Origin of the sequence: Paenibacillus sp. W4I10 (genome assembly GCF_030816325.1) — a bacterium.
GTDB classification, from domain to species: Bacteria; Bacillota; Bacilli; order Paenibacillales; family Paenibacillaceae; genus Paenibacillus; species Paenibacillus amylolyticus_B.
Map to the genome: position 1 here is coordinate 6241204 of NZ_JAUSXX010000001.1, position 18547 is coordinate 6259750.

The following is an 18547-nucleotide window of genomic DNA, read 5'->3' on the forward strand; positions in this document are numbered from 1 at the left end:
GTACTAATTACAGTATAATGGATCAGAACGAGTTAAGGGGAAAAAAGTAATATTGTATCCGCTTAAGTTTATAGGGGGAACCAACGTTGTTGTTGAAAACAGAAGAAAAAATGATCCATGAGGGCAATTGCTTATGGATCGTATAAAGGCAAGACATATGCTAGATTGGGTCGTGTTGAGGCTGAGAATACCCTGGATTGGGACCAGCATTCTGATCATTCTGGGCTCACTAAGCACTATTTTTCCGTTTACTTTATTCTATGGTGTACAGTTTATGATTGGTAGCGCGGCAGCACTCGTTGCTCTTCGTTTGCATGGGGCCATCTATGGATTTGTCACCCTTACAGTCATCCATCTGCTGAATACTGTCTTTGTCGGCTTTGTGCCGCACAATCTAACTGTAATGCTTGCCCACTTCTTGGAATTAATCTGGATGCTCGTTTGGCAGATCCGTTGGAAGAATGGCAGCCTAATCAAGGCTAATGCTGTCTTTTGGGTAGTGATGTTACTTCCTGTTATCTATGCCGGGCATTTTATGTTGGGTTTAGATATAGACGATTTGAAGTATGAGTATATGTATATTGCTGTGATTGGTATGGTGAATGCGCTGATTGCGGGAATTGTAGTTGATTTTTGGATCACCACGGGTGAACACAAATCAAAGCGGACGGGAACCATTCCACTAACAAGAATTGCGTTTAAATACGTAGTCGCCTTTGTGGTATTTGTTTCTCTCGTACTGTTATCCGCAGATAGCCGCAGACAATTGGGTCAAATGAATGATGCCATATTACGTGATATGAAATATGCAGCAACTGCGGTTGTTCAGGATATTGATGAAGAGTATGTTACCTCTGAGAATATGGATCAGAATATGGCGCGTTATCATCATCTACTGGGTGTGAATGTGATTCTGCTGGATCGGAATGATACGGTCGTCGCTTCTGGATTGAATACACTTCAGGCGGGCGATTACCTGGACATGGACAGATTCCGTCTTCTGAAATCAAGGGATAATCTCTTTCTGTTAAGTTCGGCAAATATCCATTACAGCGATGTATTGAATCACTGGAAACAAGCCTCTTTTATCTATGAAGCAGAAATGACAAGGTTAACACCTTATCGGGTATTCATTGTGACCGACTCGTCCGAGTATTACCCCCGAATCGAATCCATTTATCTGACCACACTGCAATCCCTGTTCATCATCATCGTGGCTTCCATGATCGTAGCGGCTCCTCTCAGCAGTAAGGTTGTTAGCCCGCTTTTAAGACTGACCAGGATGACAGGCTCTCTTCCGAGACTGCTGTTTCGAAATGGGAAGATGGAGTGGCCAACCAGCCATGTAACCGAAGTACAGATCCTGATTGGTAATTTGCGCAAAATGGCCGATGTGCTGCTGGAACAATTCGAACAGATTCGTCACGACAAGTTAACGCTTGAGGACAGGGTTATTGAGCGTACCAAGGAACTCAAGAATAGTGAAGAGGTCAAACGTGCCATTATTGAATCTTCTATTGATGCGATTATCGCTGTGGACTCCAATGGGCTGATCGTTGAGTTTAATCCGGAGGCTGAAAGAATGTTTGGATTGCGTCGGGAAGAAGTGATCCTGCACAAGGAAGCACCATCTCTTTTTCAAGGGGCCAGCTGCAAGGAGATCAAGAATTTGCTGGAGCGATTTGAATATGTTGAAGGTAAAAGATACACCATCGTTGAAGAAATTTCAGGTATCCGACGGGATGGTTCCGTATTTCCGATCGAGTACAAAATTGTTGAGATCCAGTTGGGCAAAAATGAGACATTATATAACCTGTTTATTAAGGATATTACAGAGCGGACCAGAGCAGAAGAAGATCGTGTACGTCATGCCCTTGCGCTGGAGAAGCTGAACTCGGAGTTGTTCAATGAGAAGATAGCCATTCAGGAACAGCGAGATATCAGTGAGCAATTTATTGAATCTGTACGAGAAGGGCTCGTGATGTCTGATCGATCAGGGACCATAACCATCGTCAACCGAAGGATAGAAGAGATGTTTGGTTTGGGTGATTTTATGGGCAGATCCATTGAAGATTTGGCGCAGGCGATTGATACGATGGTATTAACGGACAACTTCAATCTGATGGAACAGACGAGAGCATTTCTGAATGGAGAAACAGCGTTTATCGAGACCGAATTTATATTCAATAATGTGGATAAAAGTGTATTTTCCTTGTACATGAAGCAGATGGATGTCCCGGGTAAAAACCATGGGTTTCTGCTGGTGTTCCGTGACCGGACAGGAGAAGAACGGCTGGATCGGATGAAAAATGAGCTGATCAGTGTGGTATCACATGAACTTCGAACGCCTGTAGCCACCATTATGGGATATGTGGAATTAATGATGATGTATGACCTTCCGGCAGCTCAACAGCGGGAATTCATGCAGACCATCTCTTCGGAGGGCAAGCGGCTGAGCAGTTTGCTCGATGATGTACTCGATATTCAGCGCCTCGACAACGAAGGTATGACTTACCACATGACGTATGTACCGCTGGTTGAGTTGGTAGAAGGGGTTGCCGAACAGTGGAATATGAAGTCTGCCCAACGTATCTACGTGCATACGTTTAATGGAGACTTTTTTGCTTATGCGGACCAGAACAGGATGGTTCAGGTTCTGCATAATCTGGTGGGCAATGCAGTTAAGTACTCGCCGGGAGCCGATCGTATTGATGTTACGTTATGGGAAGAAGAGGAATGGTTATGTCTTGATGTGCGTGATTACGGAATAGGTATTGCGGAGCAAGAGAAGGACATGCTGTTCAACAAATTCTATCGGGTCGATAATTCGGATCATCGGCAGATTGGTGGAACAGGAATTGGGTTGTACATTTCCCGTAAAATTGTAGAGGATCACAAGGGTACGCTGACTTTTATATCTGCACCGGACAAAGGAAGTACGTTCAAGGTTCGACTGCCCAAGCAGGACGTACTGGTGTAATTTTAATGATGGATTAAGAGATGTATTTCACTTTTTTATGATTAATAATTATGTACGAGACCTACGAATAGAGCCTTTGCCCTTCAGCGCGTGAGCATGATAAGGGGAAAGGCTTTTTTTGTTTTTCAATTTCCGGATAAAAAAACAACTTCTTTTGCAAACTGTCTATAGAGCCATAATTTGCATCCCATGCAAAAGGAGGACGGCAGGTATATGTTCCGTAAACAAGAGAAAACACTCATTATCGTCTGTCTGGTTGCAGCTGTGGTTGTGCTGTATGCCGTTGTGAAAAGCATCATCCGAATTATGAGTTATTGAGATACACGTTCAAGAAGAGTAACTGCTGTCGTACATAACGATTATGTGAAAGAGGAGTGTAACCATGTCATCCCTGGACCCTGTTTTGCTCAGCCGGATACTAACCGGTCTTACCTTGTTTGTGCACATTATTTTTGCCTCTATCGGTGTAGGTGTTCCCCTTATGATTGCCTTGGCCGAGTGGCGAGGACTACGAACCAATGATATGCATTACACCTTGCTGGCACGGCGGTGGGCACGAGGGTTTGTCATCACCGTTGCCGTTGGCGTCGTTACAGGCACCTCGATCGGATTACAGCTCAGCCTGCTGTGGCCGATGTTTATGCGGGTAGCGGGTCAGGCAATCGCCCTTCCGCTGTTCATGGAGACGTTTGCCTTTTTTATAGAGGCGATATTTCTTGGAATTTACCTCTATACGTGGGATCGTTTCAAAAAGAAATATACGCATATGCTGCTGTTGATTCCGGTAGCTCTCGGCTCATCCGCATCTGCGATTTTTATTACAACGGTGAACTCCTTCATGAACCAGCCTCAGGGATTCACCCTGATTAATGGCATTATGAAGGACATTCATCCGATTGCTGCCATGTTGAATCCAGCAACGCCAACCAAAGTGTCCCATGTACTCGCCTCATCCTACACCTTGAGTGCAGGTATTCTGGCGGGGATAGCCGCCTTCAGTTTGCTTCGGGGACGGGATCATGTGTATTACAAAAAAGCACTGAAACTCACGACGGTATCTGCACTCGTATTTGCGATTAGCACCGTCATGATCGGAGATTCCTCCGGTAAATTTCTCGCGAAATATCAGCCGGAGAAGCTGGCTGCCGCAGAATGGCATTTCAAGACGATGAAAGAGGCACCACTCGTCTATGGGGGGATTTTGGATGAGAACAATGAGGTGAAATATGCGATTGAGATTCCGTATGCCCTTAGCATTTTGGGCGGGTAATCGTCCAGATACGGAAGTGAAAGGTCTCGAAGAGTATCCTGCGGATCTGAGGCCACCATTGTCTATTCACTATATGTTCGACCTTAAGGTCACAACCGGAGTGATCATCCTGATGATTCCTGTGTTATATGTACTGCGGCGGTGGTTACCAGGGCGCAAGCCATATCCCAAATGGCTGCTGCTTGGCATTGTCTTGCTGGGGCCTCTGGCCATGATTGCCATCGAGCTGGGGTGGATGTTCGCTGAAGTTGGCAGACAGCCTTGGATCTTACGTGGGTATATGAAGGTGGCGGAAGCGGCTACGACGTCAACTTCGGTAGGATGGATGCTGGTGTTGTTCATCTTGCTGTATCTGATCCTGTGTTTCTCGTGCATTCGGGTACTCAGCAAGCTGTTTCGCAACAAGGAAGCAGAGAAGGAACTGGAGTCTCTGGGGCTTGAAGGAGGGATCGTGCATTGAGTTTCGAAATTGCAGGCATCGCGATATTGTGGACATTTTTGTTCGGTTACCTGATCGTCGCTTCGATTGATTTTGGCGCCGGGTTCTTCAGCTTCTATAGCATATTGACTGGGCACGAGAACAAAATTCATAACATCATTCAGCGCTATCTGTCTCCCGTGTGGGAAGTGACGAATGTGTTCCTGATCTTTTTTGTGGTCGGACTGGTTGGATTTTATCCGGACAGCGCCTTTTATTACGGGACAGCTTTGCTGGTGCCGGGTTCCCTGGCCATTGTACTGCTTGCGATCCGGGGCGTGTATTACGCCTACAATACCTATGGCAACCATGGGCAGAACAGCCGGATCTATATGGCATTGTACGGGGCGACGGGATTGCTGATTCCAGCTGTATTTTCCACCATTTTGGCGATATCCGAAGGCGGGATCATTGAGCAGGTGGGCGATCAGGTGTTTTTTCGCTGGCGTGAATTTTTGACGAATCCCTATACTTGGTCGGTTGTTTTGCTTGCATTGGTTAGTGTGCTCTACATCTCGGCGATGTTTCTATCTTATTATGCAAAACGGGCGGGGGATGAGCCGGCATATGAGGTGCTTCGAGAGTACGCACTGCTCTGGAGTTTGCCTACCATTTTTGCAAGCTTTCTGGCTTTTCTGCAGATTAACAAACAGAATCCCGCACACTTTGAGCAGATGGTGAATATTTCGTGGATGTTCATCGCTTCGTTTATTTGTTTTGTCATTGCCGTGTCGCTGGTGTGGAAAAGTAAACATCTAGGTTGGTGTTTTGTCGCTGTCATGCTTCAGTTTGCCTTTGCCTGGTATGGTTATGGGCGATCCCACCTTCCGTACATTCTGTATCCTTACATCAATATTTACGACAGCTTTACAAATCGTACGATGGGGATTGCGCTCATTTCAGCGTTTAGTCTGGGGCTACTCGTGCTCATTCCTTCGCTTGTGCTGATTATGAAGCTGTTCCTGTTTGATGCCAATTATGTGCGCGGTAATTCTGGTAAAAAGAAAGGATGAGTCTGTTCATGCACCCAAACATGTTCTTACTCATGACTTCCTTGCTGGATCCACTATCTACTGAGGGAGTCACGGGGATACCCGGTATAACCGGATTGAGCTTTTTTGAGACATTTACCATTATGTACGCCCCTCCACTGATCATTGCGGCTGCTATTGTCTTTCTGTTTGTATATCTGGCCGTATGTAAGAACCCAAAGGATTGATTGGTTGGTACGTCCATTCCCGTTTGGGGTAATCTCTTGTTAAGAAATGAGGAAGGGAGGAGGGCCCTTTCATGCCGAAAATCCGTTATAACAATATCGATAATGTAAGTACGGACAAAACGCTGAAGGAATTTAAGCAATGGAGGGAGCAACGGCGGAGCAAAGTGAAGGACTACTCCTACACCGTGCCCAAACACCCGCCTGAACTGGATTATCTGCATGCCAACCGGGATGACACAAGTATTACCTGGATTGGTCACTCCACGTTTTTCATTCAATATTATGGATTGAACATCGTGACTGACCCGGTGTGGGCCGAAAAAATGGGATTTCAACGAAGGCTCGGTGCCCCCGGCATTCCGATTCAGGATATTCCACCGTTGGATGTCATTCTGATATCCCATTCCCACTATGATCATCTGCATCTGGCTTCCTTGCGTAAGCTGATTACAGCCAAGACGTTGCTGATCGTACCCGATGGTCTCAAGCGCAAGATGATTCGCAAAGGATTCCATCGATGCCAGGAGATGAAATGGTGGGATCATATGACACTTGGCGGAGTCAAAATAACTTTTGTGCCTGCACAGCACTGGACGCGCCGAACGCTGTTTGATACCAATACGTCCCACTGGGGCGGTTATGTGTTGGAACAGAATCATCAGGCAACGACTTCAGCAGCGGAAAGTGCTGCAACAACGAACAATCAGGATGAATCATCCACGGAATCAGGGAAGAACGAAACATCCAAAGCATCTGGTGGCCCGCCTGTGTTGTATTTTGTGGGTGATACAGGTTACTTCCAGGGTTTCAAAACGATTGGAGAACGCTTTGACATTGGTGTTACCCTGATGCCTATAGGTGCCTACGATCCGGAGTGGTTCATGACTTCTCAGCATGTGACACCTGAAGAAGCGCTGCAGGGGTTCGTTGAATCCGGTTCACAGCTCATGGTGCCAATGCATTACGGCACATTCAAGCTGGCGGATGATACGCCCAAGGAAGCGCTGGATCGGTTGGAAGTCGAACGTGAACGGCTAGGCATTGGTAAAGAGCGGATTCGGGTGCTTGGTCATGGCGAGACGCTCCGCATTCACCACGAGGAAGGTAAACGGGACTAACAAAAGTGAGCCAAATATGTTAATGTAGGGGTATGCCTGCATGAACAGTATTTTTACCAAATCTTTAATAAGTAAAAAGCGGCCAATTTTCGAATTTGCCGCTTTTTTGTGTTATAATATGGTGCCAGAATAGGCATCGGGATATTGAATCCATGATTTACGCAACTTGCTATTCATGCAGTATGCAGATTAACCAATAAAGGATGGTATGCTTAATGATCAGTACAAGCGGCATCACGCTCCGCTACGGAAAACGTGCACTTTTTGAAGATGTAAATATCAAATTCACACCAGGAAACTGTTACGGCCTCATCGGCGCCAATGGAGCCGGTAAATCAACATTCTTGAAAATTTTGTCCGGTGAAATTGAATCAAACTCGGGAGAGGTGCACATCACCCCGGGCGAACGTATGGCCGTTTTGAAGCAAAACCACTTTGAATATGATGAGTATCCGGTTCTCGAAACGGTAATTATGGGTCATAGTCGTCTCTATGCCATTATGAAAGAAAAAGATACGCTGTATGCCAAAGCGGACTTCACAGAAGAAGACGGCCTGCGTGCAGGTGAGCTTGAAGGTGAATTTGCCGAGTTGAATGGCTGGGATGCTGAGCCGGATGCAGCGGCACTCCTGATCGGTCTGGGTATTGACCGTGACATGCACGATAAGAAAATGAATGAACTAAGTGGTAACGAAAAAGTTCGTGTCTTGCTTGCACAAGCATTGTTTGGTCGTCCAAACAACCTGTTGCTCGATGAGCCTACCAACCACTTGGATCTCGAATCCATTCAATGGCTTGAGAACTTCTTGATGGACTATGAAGGTACTGTTATTGTGGTATCCCATGACCGTCACTTCCTGAACAAAGTATGTACGCACATTGCGGATATCGACTTTGGTAAAATCCAGTTGTACGTAGGTAACTATGACTTCTGGTATGAATCCAGCCAATTGGCACTTGCGTTGCAACGTGATGCCAACAAGAAAAAAGAAGAGAAGATTAAAGAGCTTCAAGCCTTTATTCAACGTTTCTCTGCGAACGCCTCGAAATCGAAACAGGCAACTTCCCGGAAGAAACAACTCGACAAAATCACGCTGGATGACCTTCGTCCATCGAACCGTAAATATCCGTTTATCAACTTCAAACCTGAGCGTGAAGCCGGTAAACAATTGTTGACCGTAGATCGTGTCAGCAAATCCATTGATGGTGTAAAAATGCTGAATGATATCAGCTTTGTCGTGAACAAAGGGGATAAAATTGCATTTGTTGGCCCGAACGGAAATGCAAAGTCACTCTTGTTTGATATTCTTATGGGTGAAACTGAATTGGATAGCGGCGAATATACTTGGGGTGTAACTACAACTCAAGCTTATTTCCCGAAAGACAACTCCAAATATTTTGACGGTGTAGACATGACTCTTGTGGATTGGCTCCGTCAATATTCCAAAGATCAGGATGAAACGTATCTGCGTGGATTCTTGGGACGTATGTTGTTCTCAGGTGAGGAATCCTTGAAAAAGGCAAGTGTACTCTCCGGGGGCGAGAAAGTTCGCTGTATGCTGGCGAAAATGATGCAGACTGGTGCTAACGCATTGATTCTGGATGAGCCTACGAACCACTTGGATCTCGAATCCATTACAGCGCTGAACAATGGTATGATTGATTTTGACGGCACCATGCTGTTCACATCCCATGACCATCAGTTCATTCAAACCATTGCTAACCGGATTATCGAAATTACGCCGAATGGCATCATTGATCGCCAAATGAGCTATGACGAATATCTGGAAAGTGATGAAATCAAAGAACTGCGCAATAAAATGTATCCGGTAGAAGCTTAAACCAAGCATCATCTGCGGTACATTATTATAGGAACACCAAAGAACCGCAAGCCTCTGTTAAGAGGGCTTGCGGTTCTTTTTGTAATTCAATGGGTTTCTCTGCGGCTTTAAGACCTAAGATCCACCAGTACGGCGACGCTGGTTGTTAGGCTTCTTGTTGTTTTGACTCTTCATCGCTTTAGGTCCGCCTTCAAAGTAGGCGCTGGATTGGTTACCGGAATTTGCTTGTTCTTTCTTTTGCGCCAGCTTTTGGCGTATAGCATCCTGCAAACTGACCTTTTTCGGTTCGTTATTTTCGCTCATCGTTATTTCCCTCCCGGTCTTACAGTGAGCCGTCCAGATTGGACGGGATGTACCTATTTTATACGTTTTACAAAAGCCCTACAAGGGCAACCTGATAAAATGCTCAAAACCTTTGGTTTTACCCAGGCCAACATTTTTTCTCATTAACTACAGCCCTGCCGTCTAGCAACTTTGTTTCGGCTTGCCTACAGCAATGCAGCCTGGCAACACTGTTTCTGTAGACCCACACGCTCCGCATTTGTTAACATGGAAAAACCGTAATACGAAACGTTAAAGGGGTGTCGCCCGGTTTGAACGCTTATGAAGAAATTCGAAAAGGGGAGCGAGGGGCTTGGGTTAGTATCGCAGCCTATCTCGTCTTATCCGCCTTTAAGCTGATCTGTGGATATTTATTTGCTTCCAGCGCCTTGCTGGCCGATGGTTTTAATAACCTTACGGATATTGTGGCATCCGTTGCTGTATTGATCGGGCTTCGAATCTCCCAGAAACCACCTGATTCGGATCATGCTTATGGTCATTTTAGAGCGGAGACGGTTGCTGCCTTGGTGGCTTCATTTATTATGGCTATGGTTGGGCTGCAAGTATTGGTTGAAGCCGTTCGTTCCTGGTATGAAGGAGCCTTTGTTGCTCCAAACCTGTGGGCGGCAGCGGTGGCTGTAGTCTGTTCTGTGGTGATGTTAGGCGTGTATCGTTACAATCACCGTCTGGCTAAACAAATTAATAGTCAGGCTCTGATGGCTGCGGCGAAAGATAATCGTTCGGATGCCTGGGTCAGCATAGGCGCTGCAATTGGAATTATAGGTGCGCAGTTTGGACTTCCATGGCTGGATAAAGTAGCTGCCATTGCTGTAGGTCTGTTGATCTGCAAAACGGCTTGGGAGATTTTCCGGGATTCTACACATCGTCTTACCGATGGATTTGACCAGAAGGAACTGACGGATCTCAGATCCTCAGTAGCACGCGTTCCCGGTGTTGAGATGATCAAGGATGTGAAGGCACGTGTGCATGGCAGTCATGTACTTGTGGATGTAGTCATTGAAGTGGACGGAGGCCTAAGCTTGATTGAAGGCCATCAGATCTGTGACCGTGTTGAAGAGCGGTTGAAGCGATCGCATAACATCATGCATGTACATGTACATGTGGAACCAAAGACGGAAGAAGTCACAAGGAACCCTTGAACAGGGAGTGAACATCTTGGAAAATCAAAAGAGGACAGCCGCGATTGTGCGTGCTGTCCTCTTTACTTATCATTAGAACGATTATACGATGTTACTTAATGGCAACGTGGATCCACGCTTTGCCTTTCCAAGTGTACACTTGCACCCACTCGCCGCCGTCGAATCCGTCAACCACTTCACCTGTTGTATCGATGACTTGGGAGCTCAATGCACCGATTGGTTTACCGTTAGGTGCATCATAGAACCAAGTGCGCTCCAGAAGGTTCAGCAACATTGTAGGTACCAGTACTTCATCGCCTGGTTTTACGAGTGGCTCTTCAAACATTTTGTCATCAGTGCCGTAGGTTGCCCCGGTTACCGTCTCAGCTTTACCTTCTACTGTATTCACAGCAGGTTTGTTCACTTCAATAGCCGGAGCAGTTGTAGTTGTTGCGTTAGTTCCCGTTTCTGGAGTGACCGTTCCAGTAACCGCTTCCTCAGCACCCGCAGCGGCAGCCATCGAACCCATCAACGTTAAAGCAGCGGCAAAACTTACGATTTTTTTCATTTTGTTTTTCCTCCTCGGTAGGTATGTAAAATGTTGTCCTGATTACAAGTAACCAAGCAAGCACCCTTATGAATCACAAATTATAACAATATTTTCTTGCATTCTCCAGTGTCAACTGGCTCATATGTGGGTATACAGCAAGCCTGTAAATATCATACTTCAGTGGGATAAAACCGGGTTGGCTATCTCAAAAAGGTCCTGTTTTTTTGGGATTCATACGAGAGCGGATTGGAATAAAGCAGAAGGGAGTGCAATACATAGTATAGAAAAGTTGAACTATGCCTGAACGCACAAAAGCCAATCGGCTTGGTAGCACGATCGGCTTTTGTATGTATTCGTTTAGTAACACTCAGTCATATCAGAGCCTGAGGTTATCGCATTCGGCTGCGTCCCGTAATCAGGGAGATTACGAACAGTACAACAAAGATGAAGAAGAGTACTTTCGCGATTGAAGCAGCTGCTTCAACAATACCGAAGAATCCAAAAATACCTGCTACCAGTGCAATAATTAGAAATAATACAGACCATTTCAACATAAGTATTCATCCTTTCGTATAATTGATTGTGCAGTGAGTTGTGTTCACCTCACCGCCTTGTGTAGTCTAACTTTAACCGAGTGCTAACCGCTTGAAACATTGGTTTTTTTTCCAAGCGAAGGCATATATGAAGGGATATATAATATTGTTTCGTCCGGGAAATCGCCGGGTAACTATAGCAATAACAAACTGATGCACATAAGGAAAGAGAGGTTCTTCTATGATCTATCAAATTAGCGTGGCCCTGATTGCAGTGGCATTTGCAGTACTGGTTTTCTTTTTAATTCGTACCTTGAAATCCGCTCAGGGTTCTTTGGACAATGTCTCACAGACATTGCAGGAGGTACAGAAAACCATTGATGAACTTAGTTATGAAGTGAAGCAGACGGTAAGACATGCCAATGATATTACGGTGGATGTACAGCACAAAATGAAAAAAATTGATCCTGTTATGGAATCTGTTGAGAATCTGGGAGAAGTGTTGAATGAAGTGACGGCAGCAGCCAAACAAGTCTCCACAACGCTGATGGCGAAATTTCAGACTAAACGTAACAACGCTGAACAGACAAAGCATGCTGAATCGGTTCATGTAACTGCACCGCCTGCTACATCAACGGATCGTACCCTGCAATCCTATGAAGCTACATATAATGGTGAAGCTAAGGGCGGGAAAAACTGGATGAAGTATATTGATGTTGCAGCGAATGTATGGCAACGGATGCGCAAGTAACATGACCGCTTTGTAACCCATGAAGAAGCCTTCAGAGCGGTGATGAACCTGATGAAAGGGTGAGAATGATGATGAAACTACTGCTTGTGATATTTAGCGTAATTTCTCCCTTTTCCGTTCAACCGGCAGCGGTACCCGCTGCTCACGATATGCAATGGACGGCAATGGAAGAGAAGGCGTCAGAGGTAACTCTGGCTGTTGATCGATCCGAGACTTTCCAGCATTTTCGGACTCTGAATGGCATTTCTCTGGATGACACCATGGATGATTTGTTGGCCAAGAAGGGCCAGCCGGGGCATAGGCAGGAAGATCCTTATCTGGGGTGTCCTGAATATCACTTTCATGATGTAAAGGTTGGTTTGTGTGAAGATACGGGTGTCATTCAATATGTGCATATCGATGCATCTGAGAATCACATCATGTTAAACGGAAAGAGAATTGAGATGAATATTGAAGCGATCCACCTTGCTCTAGGGAAACCTTATTATGTGGCAGAGGACGGAGAAGTGTTTCTCCGTGGAGACCAGGCTCTGAAGGTATATATGAAGTCAGGTTATCAGCAGATTGAAGGCATTGATCTTTTTGATGACACAGTTTCCTAGGATTGGTTATTACCGAATCGTTTCAACCCCATATAGTATGGTTATATATTAAGTAGCTGGATACAGAAGATTAAATCAGAGGAGAGTGGAAACCATGAATTCAACCAATGAGCAAGCTTATGCAAAAGTGGTAGAAAACGGAGTCCAGGCGGTAGAAGCGGTGAAAGAATTGCAGATTACCGGATACCTTGCTGATCAAATCTTTGTTCTCGCCCATGAGAAGGATCGTACAGATCGAATTGCCGATACAGCAGATGCCAAAGAAATTGGCATAAAGGAAGAAGGCGTATTTGATTCCTTGGCGAATCTGTTCCGCTCACGTGGTGATGAACTCCGGGCCAAAATTGTTTCGATGGGCTTTACCGAAGCCGAAGCGGACTTCTACGAGAGTGAACTCGACAAAGGTAAAGTACTCGTTATTGCCAAAAAGAAAGATTAACCCGATATACTTGCAAGTTGAAGTTTGCTGAACATGGACAAGCTTCTGCATCACTTAGGTAAAATGCTTAATCAAAAACATAGATAAGGAATGGGGCCTTCCCCATTCCTTATCTATGTTTTTGCAAGTTTGGAAGCGGGATCAGGCCGCTGCAAAAACAGGGCGAAAAAGCGGTGAACATTACCCGTGATGGTGCCATTTACTGATAGAGTTTTTATGGTTTTACGATTATAGTTATACTAGGAATTATTATGTCTACTGCCGTTTTGTATGCAAAATTTGTATAACCAACGTTCGTTTTTACCTAATAAGAATCGACAAACCCGGACGCCACAGATAAGGAGATATCAATGAGAATACTTATTGTTGACGACAATCCGACGAATGTCATTATCATTCGAGAAATTCTGAAAAAAGAAAACTATCGTGACATTGTAACGGCGAGTTCCGCCATGGAAATGTTTGAAGTGTTGGGAATTGGGGAGGAAAGCAACGAACTTCGTCCAAGACCGTCGGATATTGACCTGATTTTGCTAGATATGATGATGCCCGAGATGGACGGTATCGAAGCCTGCAGTATTGTGCAGAAATTTGAGAATCTGAAGGATATACCGATTATTATGGTGACTGCCATCGGAGATTCCAAGAAACTTGCCGAAGCATTGGATGCAGGTGCATCTGACTATGTGACCAAACCGATTAATAAAGTCGAACTGATGGCCAGAATTCGACTCGCACTTCGTTTGAAACAGGAGAAGGATTGGCATAAAGAGCGTGATCAACGTATTCAGGATGAGCTCAAGTTGGCAGCGATGGTCCAAAATGCTGTATTAAGTCCGGCAATTAGGGACCCGCTGTTCCAAGTGCATGCCATCTATAAACCATCCTTTGAGCTTGCGGGTGATCTGTATTCTTGGTACCACCTTGGGGAAGGCCGTTACGGAGTACTGCTACTCGACATGATGGGACATGGGATATCTTCATCCCTGTTTACCATGTTTATCGCTTCTGTATTGAAAGATACGGTTACCACTTATGTGGATCCAGAGAAGGTCATTCAGGAGTTGAACCGTCGTTTTAACCAGCTCCATCTGGAGAAACAATTGGTACAGTATTATTTCACGGCAATTTATCTGGTCGTTGATACACGGATGAAGCGCATTGATTATGTTAACGCAGGACACCCACCTGCTTTATTTTTCCGAAACGACGGCAGTGTCACCACGTTTGACAGTGTCTGCTGTCCTGTTGGGCTATTTGACAAAATGGATATTGAACCACAAACCATCCATTACGAAGGTGACGGGCATATTGCACTCTATACGGATGGATTATTGGAAGCTGTTCAGGGCGGGCAGGAGGAACAACATGAATTCCTGATCGAAAAACTGACTGGCTCACATCAGTGGAATGAAGCTGCCATGCAGGCCATGTTTTTTGACGACGAAATTCCCCAGGAGCGGGATGATGATAAATGTCTGGTCTGGATTACTTTAGATAAAGGGGCGGGGGATGAATGAAGATCAGGAATAAACTGCTGATTGGTTTTACCGCTCTGATGGCTATTTTGATCGTACTCACCTTTGTGAGTTATGAACGCCTGAACAGTAGCAATAAGCAGATTGATCAGATGTATCAAGAACGTTATCTCAAAGTAAGGTTCACCTCAGCTGCTCGCGGAGAGGTCAATGACATTGCCAAAGTGCTGGCTAACTTGTTATTAAACCCAACCAACTCCATTGGGGCAGCAGATGGGGATTTGAAAGCGATGAAAGAGCGTGGCGATCGTAACCTCGAGGAAGTGAGAAAAAGGGCAGACAGTGCACCTGAACATCAGCTGGTAGATCGTGTCAACACGGCATGGGAGGCTTATAACAACTATGCAACCAGGCAGGTTAGCCTGGTGTCCCAAAACCGGGTGGAAGATGCGAATAGCTACCGCAATGCAACAGGACTCGCAGTACAAAAAGAAGCTGTGGATAGTTTGAATGCTCTTTCCCGGTACCAGGACCAAGAGATTGATGCCGAGATCAAGAGCGCTAACGCAGCGTATACAAGAGCAGTGCAGATCACGATAAGTATTATGATTGCGGGGCTGTTACTTGCACTGGGCGTCATTATGTGGGTGCTACCGAGCATTACACGGGGGCTGAACACCGTATCTATGATGATTAACAGTTTTGGTAAAGGCCGTTACCGGACCATCCGGCGCATTCAGGTCAAGTCGACGGACGAGATCGGTCAGATTGCGACGGTGTTTAAGGATGTATCTAGCGATCTGGAAGAAAAACTGGAGATCGAGAGGGCTTATGTACAGGCTCAGCAGGATCAAAACTGGATGAGTTCGAATATTGCAAGAGTTCCGGAGTTGCTCCGTGGAATTGGATCCATTCGCCAAATTTCACAGATGTTTATCAGTGAGTTCACACCTGTGCTTGGTGCTCAGTTGGGTGTTGTCTATCTGGTCGATGAGGAGAAACATCCCGACGAACTGAGACGTTACGGTGCATACGCATTTGAAGAGAACGAAGACGTTGGTAAAGAAATGTATCGCATCGGTGAAGGCCTGATTGGTCAAGCCGCGCTGGATATGACACCGATTATTCTGGAAAATACGCCTGAAGATTATGTGCATATTGGTTCAGCATCAGGCTCAACACGTGCTGCGGGTATCATGATCTATCCTGTCGTGTTTGAAGATGAACTGATTGGTGTAGTTGAAGTGGCTTCCTTTGAAGGTTTCAATGAACTTCACAAGCAGTTGTTCACACAACTGATTATGAACCTGGGCGTTATTTTGAACAACGTTCGACGTCGTTTGCGTGTGGAGGAGCTGCTACGCGAATCCCAGGCACTGACTGAGGAACTGCAGGTTCAATCGGAAGAATTGCAGACACAGCAAGAAGAACTTCGCCGTTCCAATGAGAATCTGGAGGAGCAGACAGAGGCGCTTAAACGATCTGAGGAATTGCTGCAGCGTCAGCAGGAAGAACTGGAACATTTTAATACGGAGCTCATTGCCAAGACGCGGGCGCTTGAAGAGCAGGTGCGTGAAGTTGAAGAGAAAAATGACGAAATTGAGAAAACGAAGACACAATTGGAACAGCAAGCTACACAACTGTCGATGACCAGCAAGTACAAGTCCGAATTTTTAGCGAATATGTCACATGAACTCCGTACACCATTGAACAGTCTGCTCATTTTGTCCCAGTTATTGTCGGAGAACAAAGGTGGAAATCTGACTGACAAACAGCAGGAATATGCGCAAACCATCTACATGTCAGGCGCGGATCTGCTGAAGATGATTGATGAGATTCTGGATCTGTCCAAGGTGGACGCAGGTAAGATGGATATCAATTATGAGACAGTTCGAATGGAAGAGCTGACCAGCTTTGTTCAGCAGAACTTTGGACCGATGGCGAATAAAAAGGAACTGAACTTGAATATCGATTTCGACAGCGATCTACCGGAATGGGTGTACACCGACAGTCATCGCGTCAAACAGATTTTACGGAATTTGTTGTCGAACGCATTTAAGTTCACCAATCGAGGTTCGGTTAGTCTGATTGGACGACGGATGAAACCGGAAGAGCTGCCGGGTTATATGAACACCAATCAGGAATATCTCGGATTCAGTGTGAAAGATACGGGTATTGGTATTCCATCGGATAAAACGGATCTGATCTTTGAAGCATTCCAGCAAGTAGACGGGACCACAAGTCGGAAATACGGCGGAACTGGTCTGGGATTGTCCATTAGCAGGGAATTGGCACGTTTGCTTGGTGGCGCAATACAGGTGGAATCATCCGAAGGGGAAGGTAGCTGCTTTACCTTATACCTGCCGGATAATCATGAAGAGGAAGCCTTGGCAGAAGAAGGTGCTTCAAGAGAAGCAGCTGTATCCTCAGAGGATCTTTATGAACAGTCCATCGAAGCACGGACCATGCTTTCAAGTAATCAGTCCATTCTCTCTCCTGATCCGGAGCGTAGCGTGGGTACAGATCTGTCTCCTACCCATACTCCAGATGTCACGCAGATCGAAGATGATCGGGAGAATCTTATGGAAGGTGACAAAATCCTTCTCATCATTGAGGACGATGTGAACTTTGCACATATTTTGATGGATATGGCGAGAGGAAGAGGATTCAAAGCACTTGTTGCCCTTCAAGGTGATAAAGGACTTGAAATGGCACGTCAATATCTGCCGGATGCCATTATACTGGATATTCAATTGCCGGTGATGGATGGTTGGACCATTCTGGGCGAGTTGAAGAGCAGTTCGGCAACACGTCATATTCCGGTTCATGTGATTTCAGTCATTGATGATATGAAGCAAGGTCTGATGATGGGCGCCATTGCGTATCTGAAAAAACCTTCGAGCAAGGATTCACTGGATAAAGCATTCTCGCATATCAAATCATATACTGAGAATCAATTAAAACGACTGTTGATCGTCGAAGATGATGAAATTCAGCGTAAAGCCATTATTGAATTGATTGGTCATGATGATGTTGCAATCACCGCTGTATCGACAGGTAGTGAGGCTTTGAATGAATTACACAGCCAGCGTTATGACTGCATGGTACTGGATCTGATGTTAACGGATATGACCGGGTTCGAGTTGCTCGACCAGATTCGCGATGATGAATATCTGAACGATCTGCCGATTATAATTTATACAGGCAAAGAACTGGATTCCAAGGAAGAAATGAAGCTGCGCAAATATGCGGAATCCATCATTATCAAAGATGTGAAGTCACCGGAACGTCTATTGGATGAGACCACTTTGTTCCTGCATCGGGTAGAAGCCAATTTGCCGGAAGACAAGCGTCGGATTTTACAGAAATTACACAACAAAGAAACGTTGTTTGAAGGCAAGAAAATATTGCTTGTAGATGACGATATTCGTAATGTATTTGCCCTTTCAAGTGTCCTTGAAGGTTATCGTATGGATGTAACGTTTGCGGAGAACGGCCGAGAGGCTTTGGAGATTTTGGACAAAAATCCGGAAATTGATTTGGTACTGATGGATATGATGATGCCAGAGATGGACGGTTATGAAGCAATGACACGAATCAGACAGATCCCGCAGTTTGAAAAGTTGCCGATTATTGCGCTCACGGCCAAAGCGATGAAAGAGGATCGCGGCAAATGTATTGAGGCCGGAGCATCTGATTATGTGAAAAAACCAATCCAGACAGATCAATTGTTATCCTTAATGCGCGTATGGCTGTATTCGTAAGTTCATTATTCGTATGTTCATTGTTTGGGTAATGAAAGACAATACGACGAATATGCAAGTAACA

General features: G+C 45.4%; 14 protein-coding genes and 1 pseudogene. 12 read left to right on the top strand and 3 right to left on the bottom strand.

Features of this window, described 5'->3' with window-relative positions:
• Positions 1-133 precede the first annotated feature (133 nt).
• The 6 genes and pseudogenes from QF049_RS27905 to QF049_RS27930 all read left to right on the top strand — a co-directional run bounded on the left by QF049_RS27905 (position 134) and on the right by QF049_RS27930 (position 8906).
• Complete coding sequence (locus QF049_RS27905) at positions 134-2980, top strand: ATP-binding protein (protein WP_307542132.1); 2847 nt, start codon at positions 134-136, stop codon at positions 2978-2980.
• 382 nt (positions 2981-3362) lie between these two features.
• A pseudogene (locus QF049_RS27910) lies at positions 3363-4710 on the top strand (cytochrome ubiquinol oxidase subunit I).
• On the top strand, positions 4707-5741 hold the full coding sequence (locus tag QF049_RS27915) for a cytochrome d ubiquinol oxidase subunit II (protein ID WP_307542134.1): 1035 nt from the start codon (positions 4707-4709) through the stop codon (positions 5739-5741). Before QF049_RS27910 ends, QF049_RS27915 begins: the two are co-directional and overlap by 4 nt.
• Before the next feature lie 8 nt (positions 5742-5749).
• The gene (cydS, locus tag QF049_RS27920) at positions 5750-5947 is read left to right on the top strand and encodes a cytochrome bd oxidase small subunit CydS family protein (protein WP_148089755.1); all 198 of its coding nucleotides are present in this window, start codon (positions 5750-5752) and stop codon (positions 5945-5947) included.
• 71 nt (positions 5948-6018) lie between these two features.
• On the top strand, positions 6019-7065 hold the full coding sequence (locus QF049_RS27925) for an MBL fold metallo-hydrolase (RefSeq protein ID WP_307542137.1): 1047 nt from the start codon (positions 6019-6021) through the stop codon (positions 7063-7065).
• Positions 7066-7280: 215 nt separating this feature from the next.
• Positions 7281-8906, top strand: a complete 1626-nt coding sequence (locus QF049_RS27930) for an ABC-F family ATP-binding cassette domain-containing protein (protein ID WP_307542139.1) — start codon at positions 7281-7283, stop codon at positions 8904-8906.
• Between the two features lie 114 nt (positions 8907-9020).
• On the opposite strand, the gene QF049_RS27935 is transcribed toward QF049_RS27930, so the two are convergent.
• Positions 9021-9209, bottom strand: a complete 189-nt coding sequence (locus QF049_RS27935) for a hypothetical protein (RefSeq protein WP_017692261.1) — start codon at positions 9207-9209, stop codon at positions 9021-9023.
• Between the two features lie 290 nt (positions 9210-9499).
• Between QF049_RS27935 and QF049_RS27940 the strand changes: the two genes are divergently transcribed.
• A complete protein-coding gene (locus QF049_RS27940; RefSeq protein ID WP_307542142.1) occupies positions 9500-10387 on the top strand; it encodes a cation diffusion facilitator family transporter in 888 nt (295 codons plus the stop codon).
• Positions 10388-10478: 91 nt separating this feature from the next.
• On the opposite strand, the gene QF049_RS27945 is transcribed toward QF049_RS27940, so the two are convergent.
• Positions 10479-10934 (bottom strand): hypothetical protein, encoded by a 456-nt coding sequence (locus QF049_RS27945; protein WP_307542144.1) that lies wholly within the window; start codon positions 10932-10934, stop codon positions 10479-10481.
• A 371-nt stretch (positions 10935-11305) separates the two neighbouring features.
• Positions 11306-11470 carry a DUF1328 domain-containing protein gene (locus QF049_RS27950; protein ID WP_017692264.1) on the bottom strand — a complete coding sequence of 55 codons (165 nt, stop codon included), beginning with the start codon at positions 11468-11470 and terminating at the stop codon, positions 11306-11308.
• Between the two features lie 220 nt (positions 11471-11690).
• Here QF049_RS27950 and QF049_RS27955 point away from each other — a divergent pair, with 220 nt between their 5' ends.
• The 5 genes from QF049_RS27955 (at position 11691) to QF049_RS27975 (ending at position 18483) form a co-directional block, all read left to right on the top strand.
• A complete protein-coding gene (locus QF049_RS27955; RefSeq protein WP_017692265.1) occupies positions 11691-12200 on the top strand; it encodes a DUF948 domain-containing protein in 510 nt (169 codons plus the stop codon).
• 65 nt (positions 12201-12265) lie between these two features.
• Positions 12266-12802 carry a hypothetical protein gene (locus QF049_RS27960; protein ID WP_307542146.1) on the top strand — a complete coding sequence of 179 codons (537 nt, stop codon included), beginning with the start codon at positions 12266-12268 and terminating at the stop codon, positions 12800-12802.
• A 94-nt stretch (positions 12803-12896) separates the two neighbouring features.
• Positions 12897-13241 (top strand): YflT domain-containing protein, encoded by a 345-nt coding sequence (locus QF049_RS27965; RefSeq protein ID WP_017692267.1) that lies wholly within the window; start codon positions 12897-12899, stop codon positions 13239-13241.
• Positions 13242-13591: 350 nt separating this feature from the next.
• Positions 13592-14761 (top strand): PP2C family protein-serine/threonine phosphatase, encoded by a 1170-nt coding sequence (locus tag QF049_RS27970; RefSeq protein WP_307542147.1) that lies wholly within the window; start codon positions 13592-13594, stop codon positions 14759-14761.
• The gene (locus QF049_RS27975) at positions 14758-18483 is read left to right on the top strand and encodes a response regulator (RefSeq protein WP_307542149.1); all 3726 of its coding nucleotides are present in this window, start codon (positions 14758-14760) and stop codon (positions 18481-18483) included. Before QF049_RS27970 ends, QF049_RS27975 begins: the two co-directional genes overlap by 4 nt.
• Positions 18484-18547 lie beyond the last annotated feature (64 nt).

Bases quoted from the DNA above. Each gene is read 5' to 3' on its own strand.
- QF049_RS27905 (WP_307542132.1), top strand. From the start codon at position 134: ATGGATCGTATAAAGGCAAGACATATGCTAGATTGGGTCGTGTTGAGG.
- cydS (WP_148089755.1), top strand. From the start codon at position 5,750: ATGCACCCAAACATGTTCTTACTCATGACTTCCTTGCTGGATCCACTA.
- QF049_RS27925 (WP_307542137.1), top strand. From the start codon at position 6,019: ATGCCGAAAATCCGTTATAACAATATCGATAATGTAAGTACGGACAAA.
- QF049_RS27930 (WP_307542139.1), top strand. From the start codon at position 7,281: ATGATCAGTACAAGCGGCATCACGCTCCGCTACGGAAAACGTGCACTT.
- QF049_RS27935 (WP_017692261.1), bottom strand. From the start codon at position 9,209: ATGAGCGAAAATAACGAACCGAAAAAGGTCAGTTTGCAGGATGCTATA.
- QF049_RS27945 (WP_307542144.1), bottom strand. From the start codon at position 10,934: ATGAAAAAAATCGTAAGTTTTGCCGCTGCTTTAACGTTGATGGGTTCG.
- QF049_RS27950 (WP_017692264.1), bottom strand. From the start codon at position 11,470: ATGTTGAAATGGTCTGTATTATTTCTAATTATTGCACTGGTAGCAGGT.
- QF049_RS27955 (WP_017692265.1), top strand. From the start codon at position 11,691: ATGATCTATCAAATTAGCGTGGCCCTGATTGCAGTGGCATTTGCAGTA.
- QF049_RS27960 (WP_307542146.1), top strand. From the start codon at position 12,266: ATGATGATGAAACTACTGCTTGTGATATTTAGCGTAATTTCTCCCTTT.
- QF049_RS27965 (WP_017692267.1), top strand. From the start codon at position 12,897: ATGAATTCAACCAATGAGCAAGCTTATGCAAAAGTGGTAGAAAACGGA.
- QF049_RS27970 (WP_307542147.1), top strand. From the start codon at position 13,592: ATGAGAATACTTATTGTTGACGACAATCCGACGAATGTCATTATCATT.
- QF049_RS27975 (WP_307542149.1), top strand. From the start codon at position 14,758: ATGAAGATCAGGAATAAACTGCTGATTGGTTTTACCGCTCTGATGGCT.